General features: G+C 62.3%; 21 protein-coding genes and 1 tRNA gene. 11 read left to right on the top strand and 11 right to left on the bottom strand.

Going from position 1 to position 26,204, the window contains the following annotated elements; translation table 11 throughout:
- Positions 1-51 precede the first annotated feature (51 nt).
- From DGI_RS09790 to DGI_RS09770, 5 genes are all read left to right on the top strand, one after another.
- The gene (locus DGI_RS09790) at positions 52-1,248 is read left to right on the top strand and encodes an MFS transporter (RefSeq protein WP_021760820.1); all 1,197 of its coding nucleotides are present in this window, start codon (positions 52-54) and stop codon (positions 1,246-1,248) included.
- A 111-nt stretch (positions 1,249-1,359) separates the two neighbouring features.
- Entirely contained in the window at positions 1,360-2,607 is a 1,248-nt protein-coding gene (locus DGI_RS09785) for an EAL and HDOD domain-containing protein (protein ID WP_021760818.1), read from the top strand.
- A 76-nt stretch (positions 2,608-2,683) separates the two neighbouring features.
- Positions 2,684-3,394: a Smr/MutS family protein gene (locus DGI_RS09780; protein ID WP_021760816.1), complete on the top strand. Its 711-nt coding sequence runs from the start codon at positions 2,684-2,686 to the stop codon at positions 3,392-3,394.
- Positions 3,395-3,514: 120 nt separating this feature from the next.
- On the top strand, positions 3,515-4,012 hold the full coding sequence (locus tag DGI_RS09775) for a DinB family protein (protein ID WP_021760814.1): 498 nt from the start codon (positions 3,515-3,517) through the stop codon (positions 4,010-4,012).
- Between the two features lie 338 nt (positions 4,013-4,350).
- On the top strand, positions 4,351-4,953 hold the full coding sequence (locus DGI_RS09770; RefSeq protein WP_034607889.1) for a class I SAM-dependent methyltransferase: 603 nt from the start codon (positions 4,351-4,353) through the stop codon (positions 4,951-4,953).
- Between the two features lie 93 nt (positions 4,954-5,046).
- On the opposite strand, the gene lon is transcribed toward DGI_RS09770, so the two are convergent.
- From lon to DGI_RS17230, 9 genes are all read right to left on the bottom strand, one after another.
- Positions 5,047-7,506 (bottom strand): endopeptidase La, encoded by a 2,460-nt coding sequence (lon, locus tag DGI_RS09765; protein ID WP_021760812.1) that lies wholly within the window; start codon positions 7,504-7,506, stop codon positions 5,047-5,049.
- A gap of 208 nt (positions 7,507-7,714) precedes the next feature.
- Entirely contained in the window at positions 7,715-8,971 is a 1,257-nt protein-coding gene (gene clpX / locus DGI_RS09760; RefSeq protein WP_021760811.1) for an ATP-dependent Clp protease ATP-binding subunit ClpX, read from the bottom strand.
- 15 nt (positions 8,972-8,986) lie between these two features.
- Positions 8,987-9,604, bottom strand: a complete 618-nt coding sequence (gene clpP, locus DGI_RS09755) for an ATP-dependent Clp endopeptidase proteolytic subunit ClpP (RefSeq protein ID WP_021760810.1) — start codon at positions 9,602-9,604, stop codon at positions 8,987-8,989.
- A gap of 239 nt (positions 9,605-9,843) precedes the next feature.
- A complete protein-coding gene (gene tig / locus DGI_RS09750; RefSeq protein WP_021760809.1) occupies positions 9,844-11,157 on the bottom strand; it encodes a trigger factor in 1,314 nt (437 codons plus the stop codon).
- Positions 11,158-11,237: 80 nt separating this feature from the next.
- Positions 11,238-11,322: transfer RNA gene (locus tag DGI_RS09745), tRNA-Leu, on the bottom strand.
- 157 nt (positions 11,323-11,479) lie between these two features.
- On the bottom strand, positions 11,480-11,986 hold the full coding sequence (locus tag DGI_RS09740; RefSeq protein ID WP_021760808.1) for a hypothetical protein: 507 nt from the start codon (positions 11,984-11,986) through the stop codon (positions 11,480-11,482).
- 1 nt (position 11,987) lies between these two features.
- The gene (locus tag DGI_RS09735) at positions 11,988-12,404 is read right to left on the bottom strand and encodes a hypothetical protein (RefSeq protein ID WP_021760807.1); all 417 of its coding nucleotides are present in this window, start codon (positions 12,402-12,404) and stop codon (positions 11,988-11,990) included.
- Positions 12,401-14,086 (bottom strand): ArnT family glycosyltransferase, encoded by a 1,686-nt coding sequence (locus tag DGI_RS09730; protein ID WP_021760806.1) that lies wholly within the window; start codon positions 14,084-14,086, stop codon positions 12,401-12,403. The genes DGI_RS09735 and DGI_RS09730 overlap by 4 nt, the downstream gene beginning before the upstream one ends.
- 192 nt (positions 14,087-14,278) lie before the next feature.
- Positions 14,279-15,640: an OmpA family protein gene (locus tag DGI_RS17230; RefSeq protein WP_051286624.1), complete on the bottom strand. Its 1,362-nt coding sequence runs from the start codon at positions 15,638-15,640 to the stop codon at positions 14,279-14,281.
- 413 nt (positions 15,641-16,053) lie between these two features.
- Between DGI_RS17230 and DGI_RS17225 the strand changes: the two genes are divergently transcribed.
- Positions 16,054-17,949, top strand: a complete 1,896-nt coding sequence (locus DGI_RS17225; protein ID WP_021760803.1) for a PEGA domain-containing protein — start codon at positions 16,054-16,056, stop codon at positions 17,947-17,949.
- Between the two features lie 166 nt (positions 17,950-18,115).
- Here the strand turns inward: DGI_RS17225 and DGI_RS17960 are convergent, their stop codons facing one another.
- Positions 18,116-18,637, bottom strand: a complete 522-nt coding sequence (locus DGI_RS17960) for a C40 family peptidase (protein ID WP_158407316.1) — start codon at positions 18,635-18,637, stop codon at positions 18,116-18,118.
- Between the two features lie 333 nt (positions 18,638-18,970).
- Here DGI_RS17960 and DGI_RS09705 point away from each other — a divergent pair, with 333 nt between their 5' ends.
- The 5 genes from DGI_RS09705 to argB all read left to right on the top strand — a co-directional run bounded on the left by DGI_RS09705 (position 18,971) and on the right by argB (position 25,112).
- The gene (locus DGI_RS09705; protein WP_021760801.1) at positions 18,971-20,263 is read left to right on the top strand and encodes an NAD(P)/FAD-dependent oxidoreductase; all 1,293 of its coding nucleotides are present in this window, start codon (positions 18,971-18,973) and stop codon (positions 20,261-20,263) included.
- Positions 20,264-20,534: 271 nt separating this feature from the next.
- Positions 20,535-21,080 (top strand): hypothetical protein, encoded by a 546-nt coding sequence (locus tag DGI_RS09700; protein ID WP_021760800.1) that lies wholly within the window; start codon positions 20,535-20,537, stop codon positions 21,078-21,080.
- Positions 21,081-21,201: 121 nt separating this feature from the next.
- On the top strand, positions 21,202-22,662 hold the full coding sequence (locus DGI_RS09695; protein WP_021760799.1) for a DegQ family serine endoprotease: 1,461 nt from the start codon (positions 21,202-21,204) through the stop codon (positions 22,660-22,662).
- Positions 22,663-22,792: 130 nt separating this feature from the next.
- Positions 22,793-24,193, top strand: a complete 1,401-nt coding sequence (hslU, locus tag DGI_RS09690) for an ATP-dependent protease ATPase subunit HslU (protein WP_021760798.1) — start codon at positions 22,793-22,795, stop codon at positions 24,191-24,193.
- A gap of 34 nt (positions 24,194-24,227) precedes the next feature.
- Positions 24,228-25,112 carry an acetylglutamate kinase gene (argB, locus tag DGI_RS09685; RefSeq protein WP_021760797.1) on the top strand — a complete coding sequence of 295 codons (885 nt, stop codon included), beginning with the start codon at positions 24,228-24,230 and terminating at the stop codon, positions 25,110-25,112.
- 225 nt (positions 25,113-25,337) lie between these two features.
- Here argB and DGI_RS09680 read toward each other — a convergent pair whose 3' ends face one another.
- Complete coding sequence (locus DGI_RS09680; protein WP_021760796.1) at positions 25,338-25,952, bottom strand: Uma2 family endonuclease; 615 nt, start codon at positions 25,950-25,952, stop codon at positions 25,338-25,340.
- Between the last annotated feature and the right edge of the window lie 252 nt (positions 25,953-26,204).

The raw sequence follows: 26,204 nt of genomic DNA, 5'->3' as shown, positions 1-26,204 counted from the left end.
CTTTGGATTGTCGCTCCCACTCGCGGGAGCACGGATGCTCCAGGTTGCCACATGTCCATCACCTTCCCAACGTCCGATCTGCGCCCTGCCCTGCCCTGGCTCACGGCCGTGGCCGGCATGTTTTTTTTGAACTTCGGCGCGCGCGTCATCTTCCCGCCCCTGTTTCCGGCCATTGAGGCGGACATGGGCTTCAGCCATGCGGAAGCCGCACGCATGCTGCTGATTTTTTCCGTGGGCTACAGTGTCTCGCTGTTCTTTTCCGGCGCCGTGGCCTGTCACATGCGACACCGGACCATGGTCTGCGTCTCCACCTTTTGCATGGGTCTGGTGATGCTCCTCACGGGCCTGTGCCATGACGAGTGGCTGCTCTTCGCCGGGCTGCTGCTCTTCGGCGTGTTCGGGGGCTGGTACTTGCCGTCCGGGCTGGCCACGCTCACCTCCCTGATTGATCCGCAGCATTACGGCCGGGCCATGGCCATCCACGAGGTGGCGCCCAACCTGAGCTTCATCCTCACCCCGCTGCTGGCCGAGACCGTGCTGCGTGTGGCGGACTGGCGGGCCGTGCTCATGCTTTTCGGGACCCTGATGATGGTCGCCGCCCTGGTCTTCTTCAAATGGGGACGCGGCGGGGAGATGCGCGGCGCGCCGTTGCGCGTGGCCAACGCTCGCCGGCTCGTCGTGCGGCCCACCTTCTGGGCGCTGCTGTGCCTGTTTGCCGTGGCCGTGGGCGCCAGCATGGGCCCCTACGCCATGCTGCCGCTCTTTCTGCACGAAATACACGACTACACGCGCAGTCAGGCCAACCAGTTGCTGGCGGTGTCCCGACTTTCCGGACCGGTGATGGTGCTGTTCGCCGGCGTGGCCACGGACAGGCTGGGCGCACGCCGCACCATTGCCGTGTATCTGATCTTTTCCGCCATCACCACCGCCGCGCTGGGATACGCCCAGGGCTGGTGGCTGGTGGCTGCGACGGTGCTGCAGCCGCTCAGTTCAGTGATCTTTTTTCCCGCAGGATTCGCATACATCTCCCGGCTGTTTGCGGAAGAGGACCGGGGCCTGGCCATCTCCCTCATCGTGCCGGCGGCCATTGTCATCGGCAACGGGTTGGTGCCCCTGGCCCTGGGGTGGATGGGCGACCGCCACTGGTTCCACCTGGGATTCTACTCCATCGGAGCCCTTGCCTGCTGTGGCCTGCTGCTGGTGCGACTGCTGGAGGAATCCCCCGCTGCCGGGTCACCAACGGCGTAACTTGGGAGTTTTCAGCAGGGCGCAGTTGTGTTGTAGTGCAGCCAGCCCGCAGGCCCAGGCCCGCCCTCCCCTTCGCGGGACTCCATGATGATTTAGCAAGGCAGGAGTATTGTGGAAATTCTTGCGAACCACCAGGCCTTCCAGTCGATCTTCGTCGCCCGGCAAGCCATCTATGACCGCAACGGCAAGGTGTACGCCTACAAACTGCTCTTTCGGGACAGCGCCGAGGCGCAGCAGGCCGTGTTTGATGATCCGGACAAGGCGACGGCCCAGATTATCGCAGACGGCTACGCCCTGGCCCGGCATGGCGTACGGCCCGAGCTACCCCTGCTGATCACCCTGCCGCCCAACCTGCTGCGCAAGGAAATTGCGATGGCGCTGCCCCCGGAGCAGACCATCATCCAGGTGATGGACGCCAAGACTCCGGACCGCACCACCCTGAATGCCTGTGCCCTGCTCAAGGAGGCCGGATTCACCATTGCCCTGTCCCTGCCGTCCTATGCCGCGCTCATCGAACTGGCGGACATCGTGTCCCTGGATCTGCGCGGGCGCGAAGACGGGGATGTTATCAAAATGGTGCAGCGTCTTTCCGGATTTTCCAACCTGCACATGATGGTGGAAAAGGTGGAAGACAAACGCACCTTCCAGATGGCCCGCAGCGCCGGGTTCCACTATTTCCAGGGATATTTCTTCGCCCGGCCGATGGTGGTGCCCGGCCGCAAGCTCCAGCCTGCCGCCGCGGCAAAAATACAACTCATCCAGGAAGTCTCCAAAGAAGACTTTGAGCTTACCGCCCTCTCGCGCATCATCGGCGCAGACCCGTCCCTGAGCCTGCGCTTGTTGCATTTCATCAATTCCGCCTCCATGGCCAGGACCAAAAAGGTCGAGTCCATTTCCCAGGCCGTCACCCTGCTGGGCCAGCGCCCCCTGCGGCAGTGGCTCATGGCGGTGCTCCTGGCAGACATGAACCAAACGGCCGAGACGGAAGAGCTGTACTACATGAGCGTGCAGCGCGCCCGGTTTCTGGAACTGCTGGCGGAATGCACCACCCGTCCGCCCCTCCCCAAGGACGCCCTGATGCTGGTGGGCCTGTTCTCCAAGCTGGATGCCCTGCTGCGCATTTCCATGGAAGAAATTCTTAATGGCGCACCCCTGGACGACGCCGTCCGCGCCACCCTGCTTGGCACGCACGCGGCATCCCAATGGCTCACCCTCAGCGAAGCCGTGGAAGACGGCCGCTGGGCAGACATGCAACAGACCCTGACGACGTTCGGCCTGTCCCCGGTCAAGGCTGCCGTGGCCTACAACAAGGCCTCGGTCTGGGCCTCGGAACTGCTGCAGGACACCCAACTGTCGTAAACTCACTGTAAAAACACACAACACAACGCCCCCGTACAGGGCTTGACCTGAGGCAACTTCCGCCTATCCTCTGCCCATGGCCAAATCTCCCCCCGACAATCCCTTTGCCAGCCTGGACCGCCGCCAGTTCCCCAAGCGCCGCGGACCGGAAAAGCCCGTGCATGAGCCGCGCATTGCCGCGGTTGTCCAGGACCACCCCGACGACGGCTCCCTGTTTGGCCACGCCATGCAGGACGTGGCCCCTCTGGGTGGCAAGGCCCGCAACGCGCCAAATCTGGCCGCCCCGGCCCCGCCGCCGCCCCCGCCAGACCCAGACGAGGAAGCCCGCCGCGCCCTCAAGGCCCTGGTGACTGGCGAGGCGGAATTCACCCTGGAACATCTGGATGAATACCTCCTGGGCTACATTGCCCAGCTGGATCGTCGCATCCTGCAGCGCCTGCGCAATGGCGAGTACAGCCCCGAAGCCCATCTGGATCTGCATGGCCTGAACACCCTGCAGTCTTTCGATTCCCTGGTGGCCTTCATCCGCCATCATTACATGCACAGCAAACGGTGCGTGCTGGTGGTCACCGGGCGAGGCAAAAACTCCCCCGACGGGCAAGGCATCATCAAGGATCGCGTCCAGGGCTGGCTCACCCGGGATCCCTTCAAGCGCGTGGTGCTGGCCTTCTGCACGGCCCTGCCCAAGCACGGCGGCGCCGGCGCCATCTATATCCTGCTCAGAAAATTCAACAAGACCAAGGGAAAAATCGCCTGGGAACGGACGATCTGGGACGAAGACGTGTAGGGCAAGTTATCTTTGAAAGGAACTCTCGGAGGACACCCTTTCTGGTCTTTCCAAGAAGGGGGCTTGGGGGAAAGGTTTCTGAAAATTATGGTGATTCAGGGAAACTATTTGGAGTTCGCCATGCTATCCATGTTTTCATCCCTGGCCCGGTATAATGGCTGGGCCAACGCCATCCTGTTTGAAGACGCCGCCAAGGCCGATCCGGCCTGCCTGATGGCGGCCCGGCCGGTGGACTTTGGATCCATGTTTGGCGTGCTCAACCATGTGCTGCTGGCGGACCGGCTCTGGCTGCACCGCCTCACGGGTGAGGGCGTGGCCCCGGCCGGCGTGGGCGGTCTCGTGGCGGATTCCCTGGAGGCCCTGCTTGCCCTGCGCCAGGCCGAGGATGCCCGGCTGCTGGCCTTTGCGGCCGGCCTGTCCGCCTCCCGACTTGAGGAAACGCTGCACTACCACACCATCAGCGGCCAGCCCATGGCCCTGCCTGTGACCGTGTGCGTGATGCAGCTCTTCAACCACCAAACCCACCATCGCGGCCAGGTGCATGGCCTCCTCGGCCTGTGCGGCGCGGCTGTCCGGGACATCGATTTCGTCTATTTCGCGCGGGATCATCAAGGCTGATTCCAATTCCGCCGCGAGAGATCCGTATTCTTGGAGCGGAACGGGTGGTCCTCCCCTATCAGCCATTGCGCACGTCGGCCGTTCCAGGTACACCCCTTGGGCATCTTTGTGCGTGGCCTCAACGGCTGTGCCGATGTGGCGAAATGGTCCTTCCCGGGCTTTTTCATCGCTGAAACTCCGGGCTCTCCCAAAAACATCCCGGTCGTGATTCAATTGCCACAGAACGCACGATACTGTCGCGTCGGCATGCCTGCGCGCCGTGTGGCGCAGGGGAAAGAATGCGCGAAACACGCGCCCTGGCTGCACCCTGGAACCGCCTTTGCTGTGTGGAGCAACACATGACGGACTCACTGCGTTTTTTCTTCGCCTGGGCGACGGACCCATTGCGGGTTGCGTCCGTCATCCCTTCCAGCCGCGCCCTGGCGCGGGCCATGACGGCTGAGATTCAGTGCGAGAGCGCCCCCGTCATTGAGCTTGGGCCGGGCACTGGCGTCTTCACGCGGGCGCTGCTGGCCAGAGGGGTGCCGCAGGAACATCTGATTCTGGTGGAGTACGGGCAGGAATTCGCCGATCTGCTGCGGAAGCGCTACCCTTGCGCAGACGTCATCTGCGCCGATGCTGCCCGGCTGTGCAAACTCAGCGGGATCGGCGCCACCAAGCCTGGGGCCGTGGTGAGCGGGCTGCCGCTGCTGGCCATGCCCAGGCGAAAGGTGTACGCCATCCTGCGCGGCGCGTTCCAGCAACTGCGCGAGGACGGCGCCTTCTATCAGTTCACGTACGGCTTCCGCTGTCCCATCCCCCGGGAAATCCGCACCCGGCTGGGACTGAAGGTGGAACGCATCGGCTGGGTACTGGAAAACTTCCCCCCGGCACAGGTGTACCGGGTGACGCGACGCACGCCCCCCGCTGGACAATGCCCCACGCCGACGCTGCTGCAGTAGATTCTCTTTGAGAAAACATTGCGAGAGGGGAAACCTTTTGCAAAAGGTTNGAAAGGTTCTTCCCCCGAGAGTTCTTTTCAAAAACAACGTGCTCTAATGCCGCTGCTGCGGATGATGCCCGTCATCCTTGAGCAGGGTGGAGGCGATGGGCGCGCAGTGCTCCAAGGTGGAGAAGATGGCGCGATCCGTGGGCGGGATGAGGGCGTGCTGGATGACCTCGTCCATGTGCTCCACCTGGATGATTTCCAGGGACTTGACGATTTCCTCGGGCACGTCTTTCAGGTCCTTGGCGTTGTCCTTGGGAATGAGCACCGTGGTGATGAGCCCGCGATGCGCCGCCAGGAGCTTTTCCCGCAGGCCGCCGATGGGCAGCACCCGGCCGCGCAGGGTGATTTCGCCAGTCATGGCCAGATCGTTGCGCACGGGGATGTTCAGCAGGGCCGAGATCATGGATGTGGCCAGGGTGATGCCTGCCGAGGGGCCGTCCTTGGGGATGGCGCCTTCGGGCACGTGAATGTGCAGGTCCGCCAGCTTGTAGAAGTCGGACTTCAGGCCGAAGAGATCCGACCGGGAGCGGATGTAAGACCGGGCCGCGCGGGCGGATTCGGTCATCACGTCCCCCAGCTTGCCGGTGATCTCCACCTTGCCGTCCCCGGGCATGAGGGCAGTTTCCACCACCAGCAGTTCGCCGCCCATCTCGGTGTAGGCCAGACCGGTGGAAACGCCCACCTGAGGCTGCTCTTCCTTTTCGCCATAGCGGAACTTGGGCACGCCCAGATAGGTACCCAGATTCTGCACGCTCACGCTCACGGTCTTGGCCAGCTCGTCCTTTTCCACCAGGTTGCGGGCCACCTTGCGGCAGATGGAGGCGATTTCCCGCTCCAGGTTGCGCACGCCGGCTTCGCGGGTGTAGCGACGGATGACTTCCAGCACCGCATTTTCCGAAAGCTGGACGTTCTCTTCCTTCAGGCCATGGTGCTCCAACTGCTTGGGCAGCAGGAAAGACTTGGCGATCTTCTTCTTCTCCACTTCCAGGTAGCCGGGCAGCTGGATGATTTCCATGCGGTCCTGCAGGGGCAGCGGGATGCTGTGCAGGGTATTGGCCGTGGTGATGAAGAAAATCTTGGAAAGATCGTAATCCAGATCCAGATAATGGTCGCTGAAGGCGTAGTTCTGTTCGGGATCCAGCACTTCCAGGAGGGCTGCCGAGGGATCGCCGCGGAAGTCCATGCTCATCTTGTCGATTTCATCCAGGCAGAACAACGGGTTATTGAAGTCCACCCGCTTGAGGGACTGGATGATCTTGCCGGGCAGTGCGCCCACGTAGGTCCGGCGATGCCCGCGGATTTCCGCTTCGTCCCGCACGCCGCCCAGGGAGAGGCGCACGAACTCGCGACCGGTGGCCCGGGCCACGGACTTGGCCAGGGAGGTTTTGCCCACGCCAGGAGGGCCCACCAGACAGAGGATGGGGCCTTTCATGGTCTGCACCAGCTTCTGCACGGCCAGGAACTCCAGGATGCGTTCCTTGGGCTTGTCCAGGCCGTAGTGGTCTTCGTCCAGGATCTTGCGGGCTTCTTCCAGATCGATGGAGGTTTCCTTCAGGGTGTTCCAGGGCAGATCCAGAATCCAGTCCACATAGTTGCGCACCACCGTGTACTCTGCGGAGGACGGCGGCATGGTGCGCAGTTTTTTGATTTCCTTGAGGGCCTTTTCCCGGGCCTCGTCAGACATGACCTTGGCCTTGAGCTTTTCTTCCAGCTCGGCGGTTTCGGCCACGGGATCGTCCTCGCGGCCCATCTCCTTGGAGATGGCCTTCATCTGCTCGTTCAGATAGTAGTCGCGCTGGTTGCGCTCCATCTGATTTTTGACGCGGTTTTTGATTTTCTTTTCCAGGGCCGTGATCTCGATTTCACCTTGCAGCAGGGCAAAGGCTTCCTCCAGACGGGACCTGGGATCGGTCTGCTCCAGGATCTCCTGCTTGCGCAGGTAGTCCACCTTCAGATGCGGCATGATGGCGTCGGCCATTTTGCCGGGGGTGGTCAGGGAGGAGACGGCCAGGATGGTTTCCGGGGCCAGCTTCTTGTTCACCTTGCCGAATTCTTCCAGGGCCTCCTGCGTGGCGCGGATGAGGGCCTTGGTTTCGGGGGTGTTGTAGTCTTCTTCCAGCATCTTGCGGGTGGCGATGACCGGGTAGAGCTGGTCGGCAGGGAAGGTCTCGCCGTCCGGGGTCCAGATGGCGCGGTACAGCCCCTCGAAGAGCACCTTGATGGTGCCGTCCGGCAGACGAAGCAGCTGGAGAATCTTGCTGACCGTGCCCACCTGGAAGAGATCCTGGGGCTCGGGTTTTTCAATTTCCGGCTCGCGCTGGGCCACCAGAAAAATCTTTTTGTCGTAATGGGCCAGGGCGTGCTCGATGGCCTTGATGGAGGCTTCCCGGCCCACAAAGAGGGGCACGATGGACCGCGGGAACATGACCACCTCACGCAGGGACATGAGGGGCAGGCGCAGGGCCTCGGTCTGGGAATCGCCGTCCAGCAGGTACGGTTTAGACATGGAACGCTCCTCTCGAATCGAAGGATGCGCCGCCAGGCCGGCCCGGACGCGAGGCCGCCGGGCGGGCGGGCGGCTGGAAATGTCAAAGTAACGCCCGAAGGCGAAATGTCAAACACCAGAATGTAAAAAAAAGTCCTGTAAAAAAAGCCCGGACGCGACCACGTCCGGGCAAGGGAACAACGACTGCGCCTGGTGCGAAGAAGCAGGCTCAGGAATTCGCAGAGCGCGCCTCCTGCTGGTAAATAAGCAGGGGCTCCATGCCTTTTTCCACCACGTTCTTGTTGACCACGCATTCCTTCACGCCCACCAGCGAAGGCAGAGCGTACATGATGTCCAGCATGATGTTTTCCATCACGTTGCGCAGGCCGCGGGCGCCGGTCTTGCGCTCAATGGCCTTCTGGGCAATGGAGCGCAGGGCATTGTTGGTGAAGCGCAGGCGGACCTTATCGAGCTCAAAGAGCTTGTGATACTGTCGGGTGAGCGCGTTTTTGGGCTCGGTGAGGATGCGCACCAGATCGTCTTCGCTCAGTTCTTCCACGAAAGTGAGCACCGGGATACGGCCCACAAACTCGGGGATGAGGCCGAATTTGATGAGGTCGATGGGGTGGACTTCCGAGTAGATGCTGGACAGATTGACCTTGGCGGGCGTCTCCACCGTGGCGCCGAAGCCGATGGACCGGCCGGCGCGGCGTTCCTGCACGATTTTTTCCAGCCCGATGAACGCCCCACCCATGATGAACAGGATGTTGGACGTGTTCAGGCGGATGAATTCCTGCTGCGGGTGCTTGCGGCCGCCCTTGGGAGGAATGTTTGCTTCCGTGCCTTCGATGATCTTCAGGAGGGCCTGCTGCACCCCTTCGCCGGAGACGTCGCGGGTGATGGAGGGAGAGTCCCCCTTGCGGGCGATCTTGTCGATCTCGTCAATGTAGATGATGCCGCGGGAGGCGGCTTCGATGTCGTAGTCCGCATTCTGCAGCAGCTGGACGAGGATGTTTTCCACGTCTTCGCCCACGTAGCCGGCTTCGGTCAGGGTGGTGGCGTCCGCAATGGCGAAGGGCACCTTGAGCACCCGGGCCAGGGTTTTGGCCAGCAGGGTCTTGCCGCAGCCGGTGGGGCCCATGAGCAGGATGTTGGACTTTTCCAGTTCCACGTCATCGCTGACCTGGCCGGAAAAGAACACGCGCTTGTAATGGTTGTGCACGGCCACTGCCAGGATTTTCTTGGCGTGCTGCTGGCCGATGACGTATTCATCAAGCTTTTTGTGAATTTCCTCGGGGGAGAGCAGCCGGCCGTCCTCCAGGTCTTCGTTGATGCTTTCCTGGGCAATGATCTCGTTGCACAGCGCCACGCACTCGTCGCAGATGTACACGTCGGGGCCGGCGATGAGGCGCTGGACCTCTTCCTGGCTTTTGGAACAGAACGAGCAATGCAGCTCCGGGGGGGTGCCGAGCTTCTTGGTGGCCATGGTCCCTCTCTTTTCCTACTTGGCGGCGCCGGCCTCGTCCTTGTCCAGGCGCGAGGTCAGGATGTGATCCACCACGCCGTACGCCTTGGCTTCTTCCGCGGTCATGAAGTTGTCGCGGTCCGTGTCCTTGGCGATCTGGTCCACATTCTTGCCGCAGTTTTCGGCCAGGATCGTGTTGAGCGAATCCTTGAGCCGCAGCACTTCGCGGGCGTGGATTTCGATATCCGTGGCCTGGCCCTGAAAACCGCCCGAGGGCTGGTGGAGCATGATGCGGCTGTGGGGCAAGGTGTAGCGCATGCCTTTGGCCCCTGCGGCGAGCAGGAATGCGCCCATGCTGGCTGCCTGGCCCAGGCACAGGGTGACCACCGGGGCAGAGATGTACTGCATGGTGTCGTAGATGGCCAGGCCAGCCGTCACCAGGCCGCCGGGGGAATTGATGTACAGATTGATTTCCTTTTCAGGATTTTCGGACTCCAGAAACAGCAACTGCGCGCAGACAAGGCTGGCGACATGGTCGTCAATGGCGCTGCTGAGCAGTATGATACGATCCTTGAGCAAACGCGAGTAGATGTCATACATCCGCTCGGTGCGGCCGGTCGTCTCAATGACAAAGGGCACTGCGCCCCAGGCCATGGCATTCTCCTTGTGGCTCCTGCCGGTCCGGGCATGGCGTGTTCCGGGAGGAACCCGCGCAAGGGGCCGGGCCGGGCGTGGATGTGGCGGCAGCGTGCGCGGACGCCCAGGGCGTCCGCGACACTCGCTCCCGTGGAATGCAAACCCTACACCAGCGGTGGGCGAGTCGTCCACTCCCACGCCGGTGTTTCGGTATAATTAAGCAAGCAGCGTGCCAGACTCGCATCAACTCAGGCAGTTTACGCCTGGGCTTCGGCCGCGCTGGCGGGCACTTCCACCACGTTCACCTTGGAGTACATCCGCTCCATGGCCTTGTCTGCCAGCAGTTTGTCGCGCACTTCAAAGATCAGGCCATGCTGGGAGTAGAACTGCTTGAGCTCGTGGAAATCCTGGCCCATGCGTGCAGCCAGCTGGCGCAGGTGGAAATCCACTTCCTGTTCGGTCACTTCCAGGCCTTCCTTGCGGGCCACGGCCAGCAGGAAGATTTCCGCCCGGGCAAGTTCTTCCGCCTGGGGCGTCACATGGGCGCGGTAGGCCTCGGGATCCATGCCGGTCACGGCTTCCAGGGTCTTGCCCTGGCGCTCGGCCCGATGCACGGCTTCGCCCACCTGGTTGTCCAGGTGGCGGCCCAGCAGGGAGGGCGGGATCTCGAAGCTCACCTGGGCCAGCAGGGCATCCAGGAACTTCTTCTGCGCGGTGGCGCGATGCAGCTGCCGGCGGCTTTCCATGTACGACTTGGTGATGGCCTCGCGCATCTTCTCCACGCTTTCAAATCCGCCGGCCTTCTTGGCCAGCTCGTCCGTCAGCGGCGGGAGCTTCTTTTCCTTCACCGTGTACAGGGTGAGGTCCATTTCCACGGTCTGGCCGGCGAGTTCCGTGTTCAGGAAGTCGTCGGGGAACGTCATGGGACCGACGGTGGACTGCCCGGGCTCCAAGGTTTTGACCATCTCCTCGAAGGGCTCCAGGGCATGGCCCTCGCCCAGGGAGAGCTCAAAGTTTTCTGCTTCCAGACCCGGGATGACGGCGCCGTCCTTGCGGGCCTTGAAGCTGACCACCACAATGTCGCCGTTCACGGGCTTGCGGGGCGTTTCCACAGGCACCACTTCCGCGGCATTGTTGCGGATGCGGTCCATCACAGCCTCGATTTCCGCCTCGTTCACCACGGGAGTTTCTTCTTCCACCGTGGTGCCCTCAAAGGCAGGCAGCTCGATCTCGGGCATGACTTCAAAGCGGATGGTGTAGTCGAAGGTCTGGCCTTTTTCCATCTCCCCGCCGTCGAAATCGATGCGAGACACCGGCGACACCTTGAGCTCGCCCAGGATCTCATTGATGTGCAGGTTCACCAGATCCGTGGTCGCTTCGGCCGCGATCTGCTTCTTGAACTTGCCTTCGATGATGCTCGTGGGGGCCTTGCCCTTGCGGAAGCCCTTGATGTCCACATCCTTGCGGTACATGGCCGTGGTGGCGGCCAGGGAGGCGTGCACCTCGTCTTCAGATACGTGAACCTTGATGCTGCGCATTACAGAGGTGACGGCTTCAACAGTGTATTCCATTCGAGAGATCTCCTTGCACTCGATTCATGACACGCATGGCGCCGGAAAGGCCGGCAGCCCCAGGCAGTGCGGGTGGTTCCTGGTGCGAGAGGGGAGACTCGAACTCCCACGCACAGAGGCGCCGGATCCTAAGTCCGGTGCGTCTACCAATTCCGCCACTCTCGCACGGTGGTTGCTGCGGCGGCATCGCCGCGGGAAGCGACGCCTGCCCCGCGCATGCCGCCCCCCCCCTGCCAGGGCCGTTGCAACGGCGTCTTCGGGTAAAGGTGAGTCACCTACCAGCAAGCGCCGCCAAAGGCAAGACACTGTGCTGGCGTTTCGGTTAGAGGCTGGTGCGCATGTATTCCCTGAATCTGCGGACCTGCTCCCGCGTCAACAAATCCAGCTCCAAGCGAGTCTTGGACATGTTCGGCTCGGTATCCTTCAGAAACAGCATGCGGTCCCAGGGATCCACAATGAGCCCCAGTGATTTGTTGTCCGGATACACCGTGGACGAAGCGCGGGACCACTGATCGCCAAAGCGTTGCAACGAAACCCACAAGCGATATCTGCCATTGCTCTTGTCGCGCAGGGAGACGATGCCCCAGGCAAAGTTGGCCTTGCCTGGCCCCAGGGTGCGGAAATCGCTTTCCAGGATGCCATCCAGGCTCATCCCCACCGAAACCGCATACAATGCCGACGCCTTGAGGATGACCTTCTCATAGTCCTCGGCCGTGAAGCCGTCGAGCCCATGCGTTGGATACACCACGGCATTGAACGCGCCCACCCCCACGCAGGCAAGCACCACCAGCAACACCGCGAGCCGGATTCCCCAGCGAATGTACGCCATGTTACAGGCCCTCCACGGGCTGAGGATCGCGGGCGGTGCCCATGGTCAGCGCGTATTGCCGCTGGAGGCGCTCGAACTTGAAGCGCAGCAGGTTCGCCTTTTCCACTGCGCGTTGCTTGCGGGCCACCATCTTGCGCATGGCTGTTTTCAGCGAGCCGTCATTGTGCAGCACCATTGGCTGTGGCTGATGCAGCATCTCTTCCAAAAATGCCTGGGAACTGCTGGTGTAGACGGTATCGCGCTCGGCGTACACCATTTGCCGGCCGGTCCAGAACAGCTGGTTGTCGAAATACATTTCCGGGATAAGGCGCTGGGCGATTTCCGGCGTTCCCAACGCACCAGCCACAACAATACCTGCCAGCAGCACGGTCACGGCCCAGTACTGCGCCGGCCTGGGGATGGCGAAGTTCCAGCTCATTGCCTGTCCCTCAAATCTTTGCGCCGGTACACCACCAGCGCTTGGTACGGTTCTTCCTGGGGCACAAACTGATGGTAGTACGGGTCCGCCCGGTTCCCGAACATGTCGTCCGCCGCATCAAGATCAATGCGGTCGTAGTCGCGCTCCAGATGCAAGACATTCAGGATGACGTCGTCAGACTGGACAAGAAAGCCGTCACGATCCGTCCGGGAGACGCTGCGCTTGACCAGCCACTCCGGATTGTTCACGGCGTCCGGATCGTCCGCACGCAGCCCGCCGAGGATTTTGAAATCCGTGTAGAACTGCAGGGGCAGGTCGCCATAGCTGATGAGAATCGTGTCATCCTTGCGCGCATGTTCCTTGAAAAAATCAATGAGCCGCGCATTCACGTCCGGATACCCATGCACCATTTCCGTCAGCAGCAGGCGAATGGGGATATTGGGATAGGCCAGCATCTGGGGATCGGTCTGCCAGGGGCGGTTCACAATACCCAGCACTTCCATGGGGATGATGTGCATCCAGTTGGTCAGCAACAGCAGGCCGGCCAGCAGCGCGCCGCAGGGCTTGTGATTGCGCCAGATCTTCAGGCACAGCCAAGCCAGCATCACCGCCAGCAACGGATACAGATGCACCAGATAGCGCAGGAAGCGCTGCGGAATAAGTGCCAGGATGAGCACGCTGCCCAGCATGGTCAGGGCCATGAGCAGCACCATGCGTTCCCCGCGGTCTTCCGGCGCATGCTTGAGCATGCAGGCCAGGAAAAACCTGCGCCAGCGCCATACCAGATACACCGCCACGGGCAGCGGCAGCATGAACTGCACAAAGTCCGCGAAGTAATTCCCTATATTTGCCGGAATCTTGGTGAAATCCAGCATGCCCCCCTGCTTGCCGATGCCGTACATCATGAAGCCCGGCACAATGATGACCATGGCGCACCCGCCCATGATCAGCAGATCTTTGAATCGGGGCAACTGGCGTTCCACCAGGCACTTGGCCACCACAATGGCCGGACCAAAGCTGAACAGCAGCAAATAGTTGGCGTGAAACATCAACCCCATGGAAACCCCGGCCAACACGTTGGCCGCCGAGGTGGCCCGTCTGGGGATGAACGCCTCCAGGCTCAGGATGGTCAGGATGGCGCCCAGGGTATAATAGCGGTTCTGCCGGCCGAACAATAAAAACGGCACGCACAGGGTCAGGAACAGGGCGGCCAGACGCGCCCATTGCACATCCCGGAAGTGCACCCGCACCAGCCGATACGTCAGCAGCACGCAGATCACCCCGGCCAGGGCAAAGGGAAACCGGCCGGCAAAGGTGTTCAGCCCGCCAATTTTCAGGCCCAGGGCCGAGACGTAAATCTGCATCCAGGGGGACCAGGCCCAGATGAGATCCGGCCCGTATTCCCGCCCCTGTTCCTGCGAGATGATGTTCACGCCGTCCGTGACGCGGGGCAGACCGTACTTGAGCACGTTCTTGGCCAGGCAGGCCGTTTCGGCCTCGTCCTGCCAGAAGGGCCGCTGCCCGAGCTGGTAGAACAGCAAAAAGGCGGACAAGGCGACAATGGCCCAGCACCAGGGGTCGGCAAACCATCGGGATGCCGAACCCTCAGCAGACGCGGATGCAGCATGGACAGACTGGCCGGCGGCGGGGTCGGCAGCGGAAACGGCGTGTTCGGGGGTCACTCGGGGCTCCGGAAAAAGTCAGCGGCATTTGCAGATCAGGCGACAACCGATGCAGCATTCGGCGCAGCATCGACGCAGGCACGGGCCAGGCATGGATCCGGTTATGGATCAGACGTTGGATCAGATGCCAAGCCCGCACGCCTGTACCACTTCCCGCCACGTTCGTCGAGTCCCGGCCTGACGCGCGAACGGCTACGGCAATGGCGGCAGAATCCGCAATTCCACCCGCCGGTTGCGCTGCCGGCCCTCGGCGGTCTCGTTGGAAGCCACCGGCATCTGGGCGCCGTAGCTGCGCACCTCCAGCCGCGCCGGGGCAATCTGGCAATGCTGTTCCAGCAGTTGACGCACCGCCTCGGCACGCATGAGGGCAAGCGCCTGTTCCTGCTGCATGTCTCCCAGCACGTCACAATGCCCGAGCACAATCACCCGCAATTCCGGCCGCTGGACCAGATAGGCGGCAATGCTTTCCAGCCGGCGCTGCATTTCCGGCGCAGGCACGGTTTCGCCCTGGCTGAATTCCACCACCGAGGCCTGCCCCTGCACCGCCACCAGCGAGGCGTGCCGATCGCGCCAGACGCCGGCCGGATCCCGGGCATGTTCCTCCAGGGCCTTGGCCTTGGCCAACACCGCCTCGGGCGACCAGCCGCGATGCAGCCGCACGCTCACCCGATGATTGAGTGCCCGGCCATGCAGGCTGGCGTGTTCGGCCAGGGGCACGGCATCCCCCAGCGCAGCCACAGCCAGCCGCTGCGGCGCAATGCCCCAGCGCTGCATCAAATACTCGCGCACGGCCTCGGCCCGCAGGCGGGACACGGCCAGATGGGACTGGCGGTCGCCCATGGCATCGCTGTGCCCCTCCAACATGGCCACCACATCCGTATCCGCTTGCATATGCCGCCCCAGGTCGTCCAACCGCAGGCGGGCAAGGGCGTCAAGGGTGACCGTACCGATGCCGAACAGCACGTTGTATGGCCGATTCAATGCCAGCCAGCCCCCATGCGCGGCATACAACCCCTGCACCGAGGCTTCCACCCGTTGATTGCGAGCCCGGCCGACCAAGGTATTGTTGGTCACCAGCGGGCGCGAGCTGCCGAACGCCCGCAGATGCAGACGGTGCGCCGCCACACCGTAGCGGTCCACCAACACGGCCTGCACCTGCTCTGCCCGCTGGCGCGAGCGCTGCAAATTGCGTTGCGAATCTCCCATATTGTCCGAATGGCCTTCCAGAACGACGTCCAACTGCGGGTTGTCCCGCAGCAGATCGGCCAGTTGCTGCAGCCGATCCTGCTGCGCGGGAGCAATCTCGCCAGCATCCATATCGAACATCACCTGGAAATGCAGGAAGCAGCGCAGGGGACACCCACGGGAGTCCACAGCCACGCCTGCCGGTGTGCCGAGGCAGTAGTCGATGGCATCGGCAATGCCGTCCTGGTCCTGATCTGTCTGCAGCTCCGCCGCCGCGGCCGCACAGCCCCCTCCGGGCTGCCCGAAGTCGGAATGGTCGAACTCGGCAGTTCCCTGTGCCGCATCATCAGTCAGAGAATGGGAAGACATGCTGCATGCACCGCCCCCCAACGATGACAACGCCAACAGCAGCAGCAACACATGACGCATACGTGCACCTCGGCTTCTCCAACGTCCTGGACACATTCAGCATGATTTTTTCTGCACCTTACGTGAAAATGAAATCCATGCAATGAGGATTTGAACGAAGATGTAGTGCTAGATATTATTAAGCATTTCTCTTATGCAGTGCCAGGACTGCGCCTCAAAGGTCAGCCCCAATCCAAGCCGCACGGAAATATGACCGGGGTCCAGGGGGGTGCACACTCCTGAACACTGCAGTGCCCCCCCTGCCCTTGCGCGTTTTCCTCGCATGCTGCATGATAAAGGCGTTTGCGACGACAACACCGATGGCACTGCCCACGAAAAAAATGACGGACCAGCCAACCATTTCAGGAGTTTCCATGCGTCCTCTCGCTGTGTGCATGCGCAGCCTGCTATTGCTGGCTATCGTCCTGTGCGGCATCTCGCTGCATGCTCCCCTCGCCTGTGCCCAGGAGGAGGGAACTCTCATGGTCAAGACGGACCCTGCAAACGCCAAGGTCCGCCTGCTGTATGTCAAACCGAAATTTGTCCAGGGCATCAAACTGGCGCCGGGCAACTACATGATTGATGTCCAGGCGGACGGCTACGAAACCACCTTCAAGGAATTTTCCATCGCGGCCGGCAAAACCACCGCCGTGGAGGTGGTGCTCAAGCCCTTGCCCGGAACCACGCCCGCGGCACAGACACCAGCAGAGACTGCCCCGAAACCGGCAGACGAGTCCCCCTCTCCGGCCTCCCCCGGCACCGCAGACCAGGAACCCCTGGGACAATTGTTCGTGGAGGTCGCCCCCGGGGATGCCACCATCCGCATCCTGAGCATCAAACCCAAATTCCAGCAAGGCATTGAACTCGCTCCCGGCACGTACCGCATCAATGTCACCAAGGCAGGGTATGTGTCCCAGGAATTGCCTGCCGAGATCAAGCCACGCGAAAAGACCACCATCAAGGTCCGCCTGGAAAAGGAAGCGGCCCCAAAGCAGGAACTGCCGCTGAACCGCAAGGGGTACGGCCGGCTGTATGTGGATGCCATACCGGACGATGCCGACATCCGCGTGCTGCGCATCAAGCCAGTGTTCGAACAAGGCATTGAACTCAAGGCGGACAAATACACCATCGATATCCAAAAGGATGGCTACGAAAAACAGGTGCTGCGCGTGGACATCAAGGACCGGGAGGCCACCCGCCTCAACGTCACCCTGGTGCCCCTCGCCACTGCAGATGCCCCTGCCCCCCCAGCCGAGACGCCTGCCCCGGCCAATGACAACAACGGGTCCACGCCTGTGGTCGTTCCGCCGGTCGAGGCCACCGTGGTCTCCACCACCAACCAGACTGGAGCCCGGGACGCCATGGCCCCCGGCCACGGCAAGCTGCTCCTGAACATGACGCCGCCAGAGGTGGAAGCCACCATCGCGGAACTGGAAGTCCGCTACCAGCACGGCATGGCGCTTCCCGTGGGCAATTATACCATCCACTTCCTCAAGGAAGGCTATGCCGACCATTCCGTTCGGGCGAGCATCCAGGACGGACAAGCGCTGACGCTGGACGTCACCCTCAAGCCGGAAACAGCCCCCGCAGCCTCGTCCTTTTCCCGAATCAAGGAAGTTGACGCACCGGACCTCAAAGGCAACATCGGCAAGCTGTTCCTGGAGACTTCGCCCCCGGACGCCGCCATCATGGTGCTCAACATCAAGCCCAAGTTTGAGCAGGGCATTGAATTGAAGTCCGGCAGCTATCGCCTGGACATCCGTCACGACGGCTACGAGCCCATGCGCGTGGTGGTGGTCATTGCCCCCCGCAAGGCCGTGACGTACCGGGTGGTGCTGCAGCCGGCCGCAGAGCAACCCGCCCCAATCCCGCAAAAGGGAGAACCCGCGGCGCCCTCCCCGGTGTCCACCCAGCAGGCGGAACAAGCCAAAGCGCGACTGCAGGAAGGCCGCACCCTGCTGGAGGACGGCAACGCCCAGGGGGCGCTGGAAGCGCTCAGCGCCGCCGTCACGTTGGATCCGTCCCTGGTCGATGCGGTTATTCTGCGCGCGGCCGTGCACACCCGGCTTGAGCAGTTTGATCAGGCGCTGGAAGACTACAACCGGGCCATCAAACTCGCCGGCAAGACACCGCATGCCTTCCTTGAACGCGCCAAACTCAATGAAACGCTGCAGCGTCCCGACGCAGCCTGCTATGACTACTGGATGGCCTGCTCCCTGGATGCGTGCGACGGCATCCGCGATGCGCAAAAGCGAGGGCTGTGCCAGTAGTTGGCCGAGTCTCCTTGCCTGCTTCCCGTCATCACCAACCCTGTCGGTCTCCGGCAGGGTTTTTTCATTTCACAAAAAATGCTGCCGGCAAGGAGCGTTCTCCTCGCCGGCAGCACAGAGATGCAACACCGCCTGACTACTCGACTACCCCATTGCGGGGCCAGGCCTATTTCGTGGCCGAGGCCGTCAGCGCCATGGCTTCCACCTGCGGCAGCCGGCGCGCGCCGTAATAGTGCCTGTTGTAGTAGTTATCGCCAAACACGCGATCAATGGTCACGCCTTTCTGAATGGAAGCGTGCACCATCTGGTCGTTGCCGATGTAAATGCCCACATGGGTCACCACGGCGCGGCGGGAAATTTTGAAGAAGAGCAGATCGCCGGGGCGCAGGTCGCCCTTGGCCACAGGCTTGCCCAGGGGAAGCTGATTGTAGCTGCCGCGGGGCAGCTTGATGCCAAATTGCTTGTACACGTATGCGGTGAAGCCGGAGCAATCGAACCCGCCGGGGCCGGTGCCGCCATACTTGTACCGGGTGCCAAAATGCGGCGTGGAGAGGGCCATGATTTTGGGAAGAAATTCCTTGGGGAGCGGCGGGCAGACGCCATCCACTTTCTGTGCCCCGTCAGGTCCCAGGGGGGGGCAGGCCTTGCCCGAAGCGCCAAGCGAAAGGTCGCTTGAAGACTGCATCATGGAGCAGCCGGAAAGCAGCGTGGCGAGAAGAAGAGAAGCAAGTATGGCGAATTGGCGGCAGCGTCGTGGGAGGAACAGGCTTTTTCGGCGCATGTCGTCTCTCTTGTAACTGTTGACTTAGGGAGGCCGCGCTGGACGCAGGCAGGCATGTTCTCAATACGTTTCCGTGAGATACATGGACTGCGTGCATTTGTAAATCATTTGTTTCCGCAATACAACGCATCAGAACCGTCAAAAAAGCCATGCAATTTCCAATTACTGCATGAGGCTGGACTTTCCCGCCAGCCTGCCGTATGGAGAACGACCGACATTGATTCAAGGGAGTTGCACTGCATGCGTTACGTCATCATCGGCAACGGCGTCGCCTCCATCGGCGCCATCGAAGGCATTCGCGCCAACGATCCGCAGGGAGAAATCCTCGTCGTCAGCGAAGAAGCCTTCCCCACTTACGGCAGGCCCCTTATTTCCTACTATCTTGCAGACAAGGTCGCCGAGCGCCACCTGCCCCTGCGGCCGGACAGCTTCTATACGGACCACCACGTGGCCATGAAGCTGCAAAGCAAGGTGACGGCCATCGACCCCGTAACCCAGACCCTGACCACCGAGCACGGCGAATCCATCGCCTACGATCGGCTGTTGCTGGCCCTGGGTGGCGCGCCGTACCTGCCCGCCATTGCCGGCATTTCCGGTCCGGGCGTGTTCACCTTCACCCAGCGTGGGGATGTGGACGCCCTGCGCACCGCCGTCAAACAGGCGCGGCGCGTGGTGGTGGTGGGTGCAGGGCTCATTGCCCTGAAGGCCGCCGAGGCCCTGGCCGCCATGGGCAAGGAAGTGACCCTGGCCGTGCGGTCCCGCCTCATGCGCAGCTATTTCGACGAACACGCCAGCGAGCTGCTCAAGCGTCACCTGGAGCAAAAAGGCCTTGCCTTTGCCCAGGGCCACTCGCCCCAGGCGCTGCTGCGCGACGAAAACGGCGTGCTCACCGCCCTGGAGACGGACAAAGGCCAGCTGCCGGCCGATGTGGTCATCATGGCTGCCGGCGTGCGGCCCCAGACCGATCTGGCCAAAACTGCCGACATCAACGTTGGCCTGGGCATTCAAGCGGACGACCACATGCGCACCTCGGCCCTGAACATCTTCGCCGCGGGCGATTGTGTGGAAGCGGCGGAAATGCTCTCCGGCTCCCCCGTGGTCATGCCCATCTGGCCCAACGCCTTCAACCAGGGCTACAACGCCGGCGCCAACATGGCCGGGGCAGACCTCAAGTACCCTGGCAGCCTGAACATGAACTCCATTTCCTATTGGGGCCTGCCCACCACCTCCGTGGGGATGGTCAATCCCCCGGCAGACCAGGGCTACGAAGTGCATCTGGAGTCCGACCCGGCCCGCTTCGCCTATCGCAAGCTCGTCTTCAAGGATGATCGCCTGGTGGGCTGCATCCTGCTGCAGGATGTGGACATGGCCGGCTTCTATACCGGCTTCATCCGCTTCCGCATCACCCTGGATGCCAAGGCCAAGGATTCCCTGCTGCAAGGCAGGCCGTCGCCCCTGGATTGGCCCGAGCCACTCATCCAGGCCGAACTCAAATACGGCGGTGCCTATGCCGCCGGCGAACTCATCGCCTAGGGCATCGTCATTTTGAAAAAGGACGTTGCGGGGGAACACCTTTCGGTAGAACGGTGTTCCCCCGAGAACTCCTTATCAAAGATGCTTTGCTCCACCGGCAGCCGCCTCCCGCCCCCTCCTGCCGACTGCGGTCGATCCCGCTTCCGGCCCGGCCCTCTCCCCGGGGCAACACCGTTTCCGCTGCGGCGCAGGACGCGCATTTTCCGTTGACGCCGCGGGCTGCGCCTGCCATGGGCACGGAATCGCAGTCACTCAAGAAGGATGACGACACATGGTGGATCTGTATCTCGGACAAGCGCAGGACGTGTTGCTGGGCCAGGACTTTCTGACCTGGCTGTGGTGCATGAGCGAACGCACGGGCGGGGCCTTCCGCACCGCCAAGGGCGAATCCTTCCAGTGCGTGCTGGAACAGCGCGTGGTGGTACAGGGCGGCCAGGGCGATACCCTGGAAACCGCTACCGTAACCGGCGCCTTGAGCGAACTCAAGGAAGCCCGTCTGGGCCTGGCCACGGGCAAAAAAGTCACCCGCGCCCTGATCCGGCTGGCGGTGGACGAAGAGGAATGGTCCGTGACCCTCAAGGCCGAGGACTTCGCCCTCAACAGCCTGAAGACACCCAAGATTGAGGCCGGACGCGAGGAAGGGGACGACCCCGACGCCATCTACCTGGAAAAATTCTACCTGCTGGAACGGGCCATGGAGTTTCTGGACTCGCTCTACCTGCAGTTCCTGCAGGCCAGAATGGCGGCAGACTGGCCCGAGACGGTGAAGATCGTGCGGCAGTGGATCGCCAGCAGCGGCGCAAACCAGCCAGCCTGAGCAGACGGCACTGGCAGCGGTTTACTTGCCGCCCAAAACCACTATACTCCTGCCGCATCCACCCGCCATTTCCCGCGCCGGCAGCCCCTCCGGCAGCCGGCGTGTCCAAGGAGTGTTCCGTATGATTCGCAAGCCGTACATCCACCTGCTCCTGCCCCTGACAATCCTGCTGCTGGCCGCCCTGTCCTCCCCCCCGGCCATGGCCACAACGGCCCTGCCAGAGTTCACCACCCTGGCCAAACGCACGGGCGCAGCCGTGGTGAACATCTCCACCGTGCGCCGGGTGGAAACGCCAGACCTGCAGGACTTCTTCCGCTTCCGCAAGCCGGAAGGCGACAACCGCATGGAAGAATTCTGGAAGCAGTTCGAGAAATTCTTCAAAACCCCGGAAGGCAACCGCAAGGATCGCTCCCTGGGATCCGGCTTCATCATCTCGCCGGATGGCTTCATCGTCACCAACAATCACGTCATCAAGGATGCGGATCAGATTGCCGTGAACCTCCAGGGCAAGGACAAGGAATCCGATTCCTACAACGCCACCGTGGTGGGGCGCGATCCGGAAACCGACTTGGCGTTGCTGAAAATCGAGACCACCGCTCCCCTGCCGGTGCTGGAATTCGGCGATTCCGACGCCATGGAGGTGGGGCAATGGGTCATCGCCATCGGCAACCCCTTCGGCCTGGACCACACCGTGACGGCAGGCATCGTCTCTGCCAAGGGCCGCACCATCGGCGCCGGGCCCTTTGATGATTATGTCCAGACCGACGCCTCCATCAACCCCGGCAACTCCGGCGGCCCGCTGCTGAACATGGATGGCAAGGTCATCGGCATCAATACGGCCATCATCTCCTCCGGCCAGGGCATCGGCTTCGCCATTCCCAGCAACATGGCCCGGCGCATCATCCAGGATTTGAAGGACAATAAGAAGGTGCAGCGCGGCTGGCTGGGGGTGACCATCCAGGATGTGGACGAGAATTCCGCCAAGGCCCTGGGCATGCAGCAGGCCCACGGGGCGCTCATCAGCTCCGTGCGGCCCGGCGACCCTGGCGACAAGGCCGGCATCAAGCCCGGCGACGTGGTGCTGACCATCAACGACCGTCCCGTGGCCGACGCCGGCGAACTCCTCAAGCATGTGGCCGCCCTGCTCCCCGGTGAAAAGGCCGCCCTGCAGGTGTGGCGCGAGGGCAAGACCCTGCCCCTTTCCGTCACCCTTGGGGAACGGCCCACCTCGGAAGAAGCGCTGCTGGGCGAGGGCGAGGAAGAGCAAGCCCCCGAGGCTTCGGAAATCGGCCTTTCCCTGCGTCCGCTGACCAAGGACGAAATCAAGGAACAGAAACTGGAGCGCGGCGGGCTGCTGGTGCTGGAGGTGGATCCCGAATCCCCGGCCGGCGAGGCCGGCTTGCGCAAGGGCGACATTGTGCTGGAACTGAACCTCAAGCCCGTGGAAACCCTTGACGCCTTCGCCGAGCTCATGGAAAAGGACGCTGCAAAGAAAGGCGTGGCCATGCTGCTGGTGAAACGCGGCAAGCAAACGATCTTCCGCACCATTCCCCTGGATGCGGCAGCGCAGGACGCGGAATAGGGCACGTTATCTTTGAAAGGGGAGAGCGAGAGAGGGAAGAATCTTTTGTAAAAAGGTTTCCCCTCTCGCAACGCCCTTCTTCAAAATTACAATACGCCAGTCCACTGCAGCCCGTCCAATGGAGTCTCGTATGCATGCACTCACGCCGCGGCAGATTGTCGCGGAACTGGACAAGTTCATCATCGGTCAGGAAAAGGCCAAGCGCATGGTGGCCATCGCCCTGCGCAACCGCTGGCGGCGGCAGCAGCTGCCCCCGGCCCTGCGCGAAGAAGTGGCCCCCAAAAACATCATCATGATCGGCCCCACGGGCGTGGGCAAGACCGAAATCGCCCGTCGCCTGGCCCGGCTGGCCGGCGCACCGTTCTTCAAGGTAGACGCCACCAAATTCACCGAGGTGGGCTATGTGGGCCGCGATGTGGAAAGCATGGTCCGCGACCTCATGGAGTTCGGCGTGGCCATGGTCCGCAAGGAAGAGCAGGAACGGGTGAAGGAAAAGGCCGCCGCCGCCGCGGAAGAACGGCTGCTGGATCTGCTCCTGCCCGCCTCCGGCCGCAGCACGGACATCCCCACCGCCACCGCCTCCATCAGCGATGTGCCTGCTTTTGCCGCGCCACCGGCCCAGGCGGGGGACCTGTCCTCCACGCGGGAAAAGCTGCGCGATCTGCTGCGCAAGGGCCTCCTGGACGACCGCGACGTGGAGATGGAAATCTCCGTCTCCGGCGGCGGAGTGGAGATCATGTCCATCCCCGGCATGCAGAACATGCCCGGGGCCGAGGACATGCAAAGCCAGTTCAAGGACATCTTCTCCAAGGTCTTCCCTGCCAAGCGCAAGCGCAAGAAAATGAAGGTCAAGGAAGCCTGGGAACACGTGCTGCAGGAAGAGGCCGACCGCCTCATCGACATGGACAAGGTGACCGACATCGCCAAGGAACGCGTGGAGGAAAGCGGCATCCTGTTCATCGACGAGATCGACAAGATTGCCTCCTCCAGCCACAACAAGGGCGGGCCGGACGTCTCCCGCGAGGGCGTGCAGCGCGACCTGCTGCCCATCGTGGAAGGCACCGTGGTGCACACCAAGTACGGCCATGTGCGCACGGACCACATCCTGTTCATCGCCGCAGGCGCGTTTCACGCTGCCAAGCCCTCGGATCTGGCACCCGAACTCCAGGGCCGCTTCCCCCTGCGGGTGGAGCTCTCCCCCCTGGGACAGCACGAGTTCTATCGCATCCTCACGGAGCCGGAAAACGCCCTCACCAAGCAATACACCGCCCTGCTGGAGACGGAACGCGTGCGCATCTCCTTCACCGAGGACGCCCTGCAGGAGCTGGCCGCCTGCGCCCAGCGGGCCAACGAGGAGACGGAGAACATCGGCGCGCGCCGGCTGTACACCATCCTGGAGCATCTGCTGGCGGATCTTTCCTTCGAAGCGCCGGAACGCGCCGGTGAAGTGATTGTCATCGACCGCGACACCGTGCGCGGCAAACTCATGGACGTGTTGGAAGACCGTGACCTCGCACGCTACATCCTCTGATTTCTTCCCAGATTCCACTGCAAAGGACGATCCCATGGAGAAAGGCGCCCGCATTGCGCGCATGCTGATGGAGTCCCTGCCCTTTATCCGGCAGTTCCACGGGCAGACGCTGGTCATCAAGTACGGCGGCCACGCCATGAAGGACGAGGTGCTCAAAAGCGCCTTTGCCCGCAGTATGGTGATGCTGAAGTATATCGGCATCAATCCTGTGGTGGTGCACGGCGGCGGCCCGCAAATCGGCCAGCTGCTGCAAAAACTCTGTATCCCCACCACCTTCCGCGAGGGCCTGCGCGTGACGGATCGCGCCACCATGGACGTGGTGGAAATGGTGCTGGGCGGCAAGGTGAACAAGGAAATCGTCAGCCTGCTGAACCTGCACGGCGGCAAGGCCGTGGGGCTTTCCGGCATGGACGGCTGGCTGCTCAAGGTCCGCCGCATGGAACTGGCCGTGGACCGCGAAAATGCGCCGCCGGAAATCATCGACCTCGGCCATGTGGGCGAGCCCGTGGCCGTGGAGACTGCCCTCATCCGCTCGGTGGAGCGCGACGGCTTCATTCCCGTCATCGCCCCGCTTGGGGTTGATGAGGAAGGCAAAAGCTACAACGTGAACGCGGATTCCGCCGCCGGGGCCATCGCCTCGGCCATGAAGGCCAAGCGGCTGATTTTGCTCACGGACGTTCCCGGCATCCTGGACAAGAGCGGCCAGCTCATTTCCAGCCTCACCCTGTCCCAGGCCGCCCTGGCCATTGCCGACGGCACCGTCTCCGGCGGAATGATTCCCAAGGTCAAATGCTGCATGGAAGCGCTGGATGCCGGCGTGGAAAAGGCGCACATCATCGATGGCCGGCTGGAAAACGCCGTGCTGCTGGAACTCTTCACCACCGGCGGCATCGGCACGGAAATCGTGCGCACAAAATAATCCCACTCTAGGGCATTTTAATGTTGAAAAAGGACTTTGCGAGAGGGGAAACCTTTTTGCAAAANAAGTCTTTGGGAGGGGGGTTCGGGGGGACCCCTTTCTACAGAAAGGGGTCCCCCCGAGAGTTCTTTTCAAAAACAACGTGCTCTATCCACCGCACAGGGGAGCATCGGCACGCGCCGGTCCTCCCTTGTGCTTTTTTGCAGCACGCCCGCGCGCGCCTTTTCAGCCGGCAAACACCTTGTGCAAGGGGATGGTCAGTCCCGGCACGGCCGCGCTCTCCAGCATTTCGGTGGCGGTCCAGGTCCGCACGTGCATCAAACTCGGCGGTGCGGGCGCGGGATCGGCGACGGCGTCCGGATCGGCCGTCTGACGCACGAACTGGTGCAGCAGCGCGCCTTCCGGGTCCACAATCCAGTATTCCGCCACCCCGAAGCGGTCGTACAGGGCGAACTTGGTTTGCGTGTCCCGCAGCAGTGTGGAAGGGGACAACACCTCCACCACCAGATCCGGCGCACCTTCCACGCCATGGGGCTTGATCTTGTCGGCATCGCAGATCACCAGCAAATCCGGCTCCACCACGGTACGGGCCAGATCCCGACCCAGGAGCGGGGCATCCAGCAGCACGGCCGTGGGGGCCAGCAAGGATTCGCAAGGTGAGTCTTCCAACTGTCTGTCCAACAACACCAGCAGCGTCCGGACAAGCCGCTGGTGCCTGACCGTAGGCGCTGCGGCCATGCGCACGGCCTCGCCGTCCAGGAGCTCGTAGCGCTGCTCCTCGGGCCAGGCGGCATAGTCCGCGTACGTGTATTCATCGATGATGCGGGCCGGGAGTCCCATGCACACCTCCTCGTTACGGGCTGGGTGGCGGCGGAACCGTGCCGGGGGGCTGCTCGGTCTGGCCGGGGGGAACCATGGTCACCTCAGCCCCACACTGCGGACACACTGGAATCCCCACGCCCACACCGAACGGCGGCAGCATGTACGCCAGTTTGTCTTCCCCGCCTTTCCAGGAACATCGGATGCACGAAAAAAGATATTCTGCCATCGGCCCCCCATTTTCGGTCTGTCCGTGGTGTTCATCTTGTGGTA

Origin of the sequence: Megalodesulfovibrio gigas DSM 1382 = ATCC 19364, from assembly GCF_000468495.1 — a bacterium.
In the GTDB taxonomy this organism is placed as follows: domain Bacteria; phylum Desulfobacterota; class Desulfovibrionia; order Desulfovibrionales; family Desulfovibrionaceae; genus Megalodesulfovibrio; species Megalodesulfovibrio gigas.
This window is presented reverse-complemented; position numbering and strand designations above follow the sequence as displayed.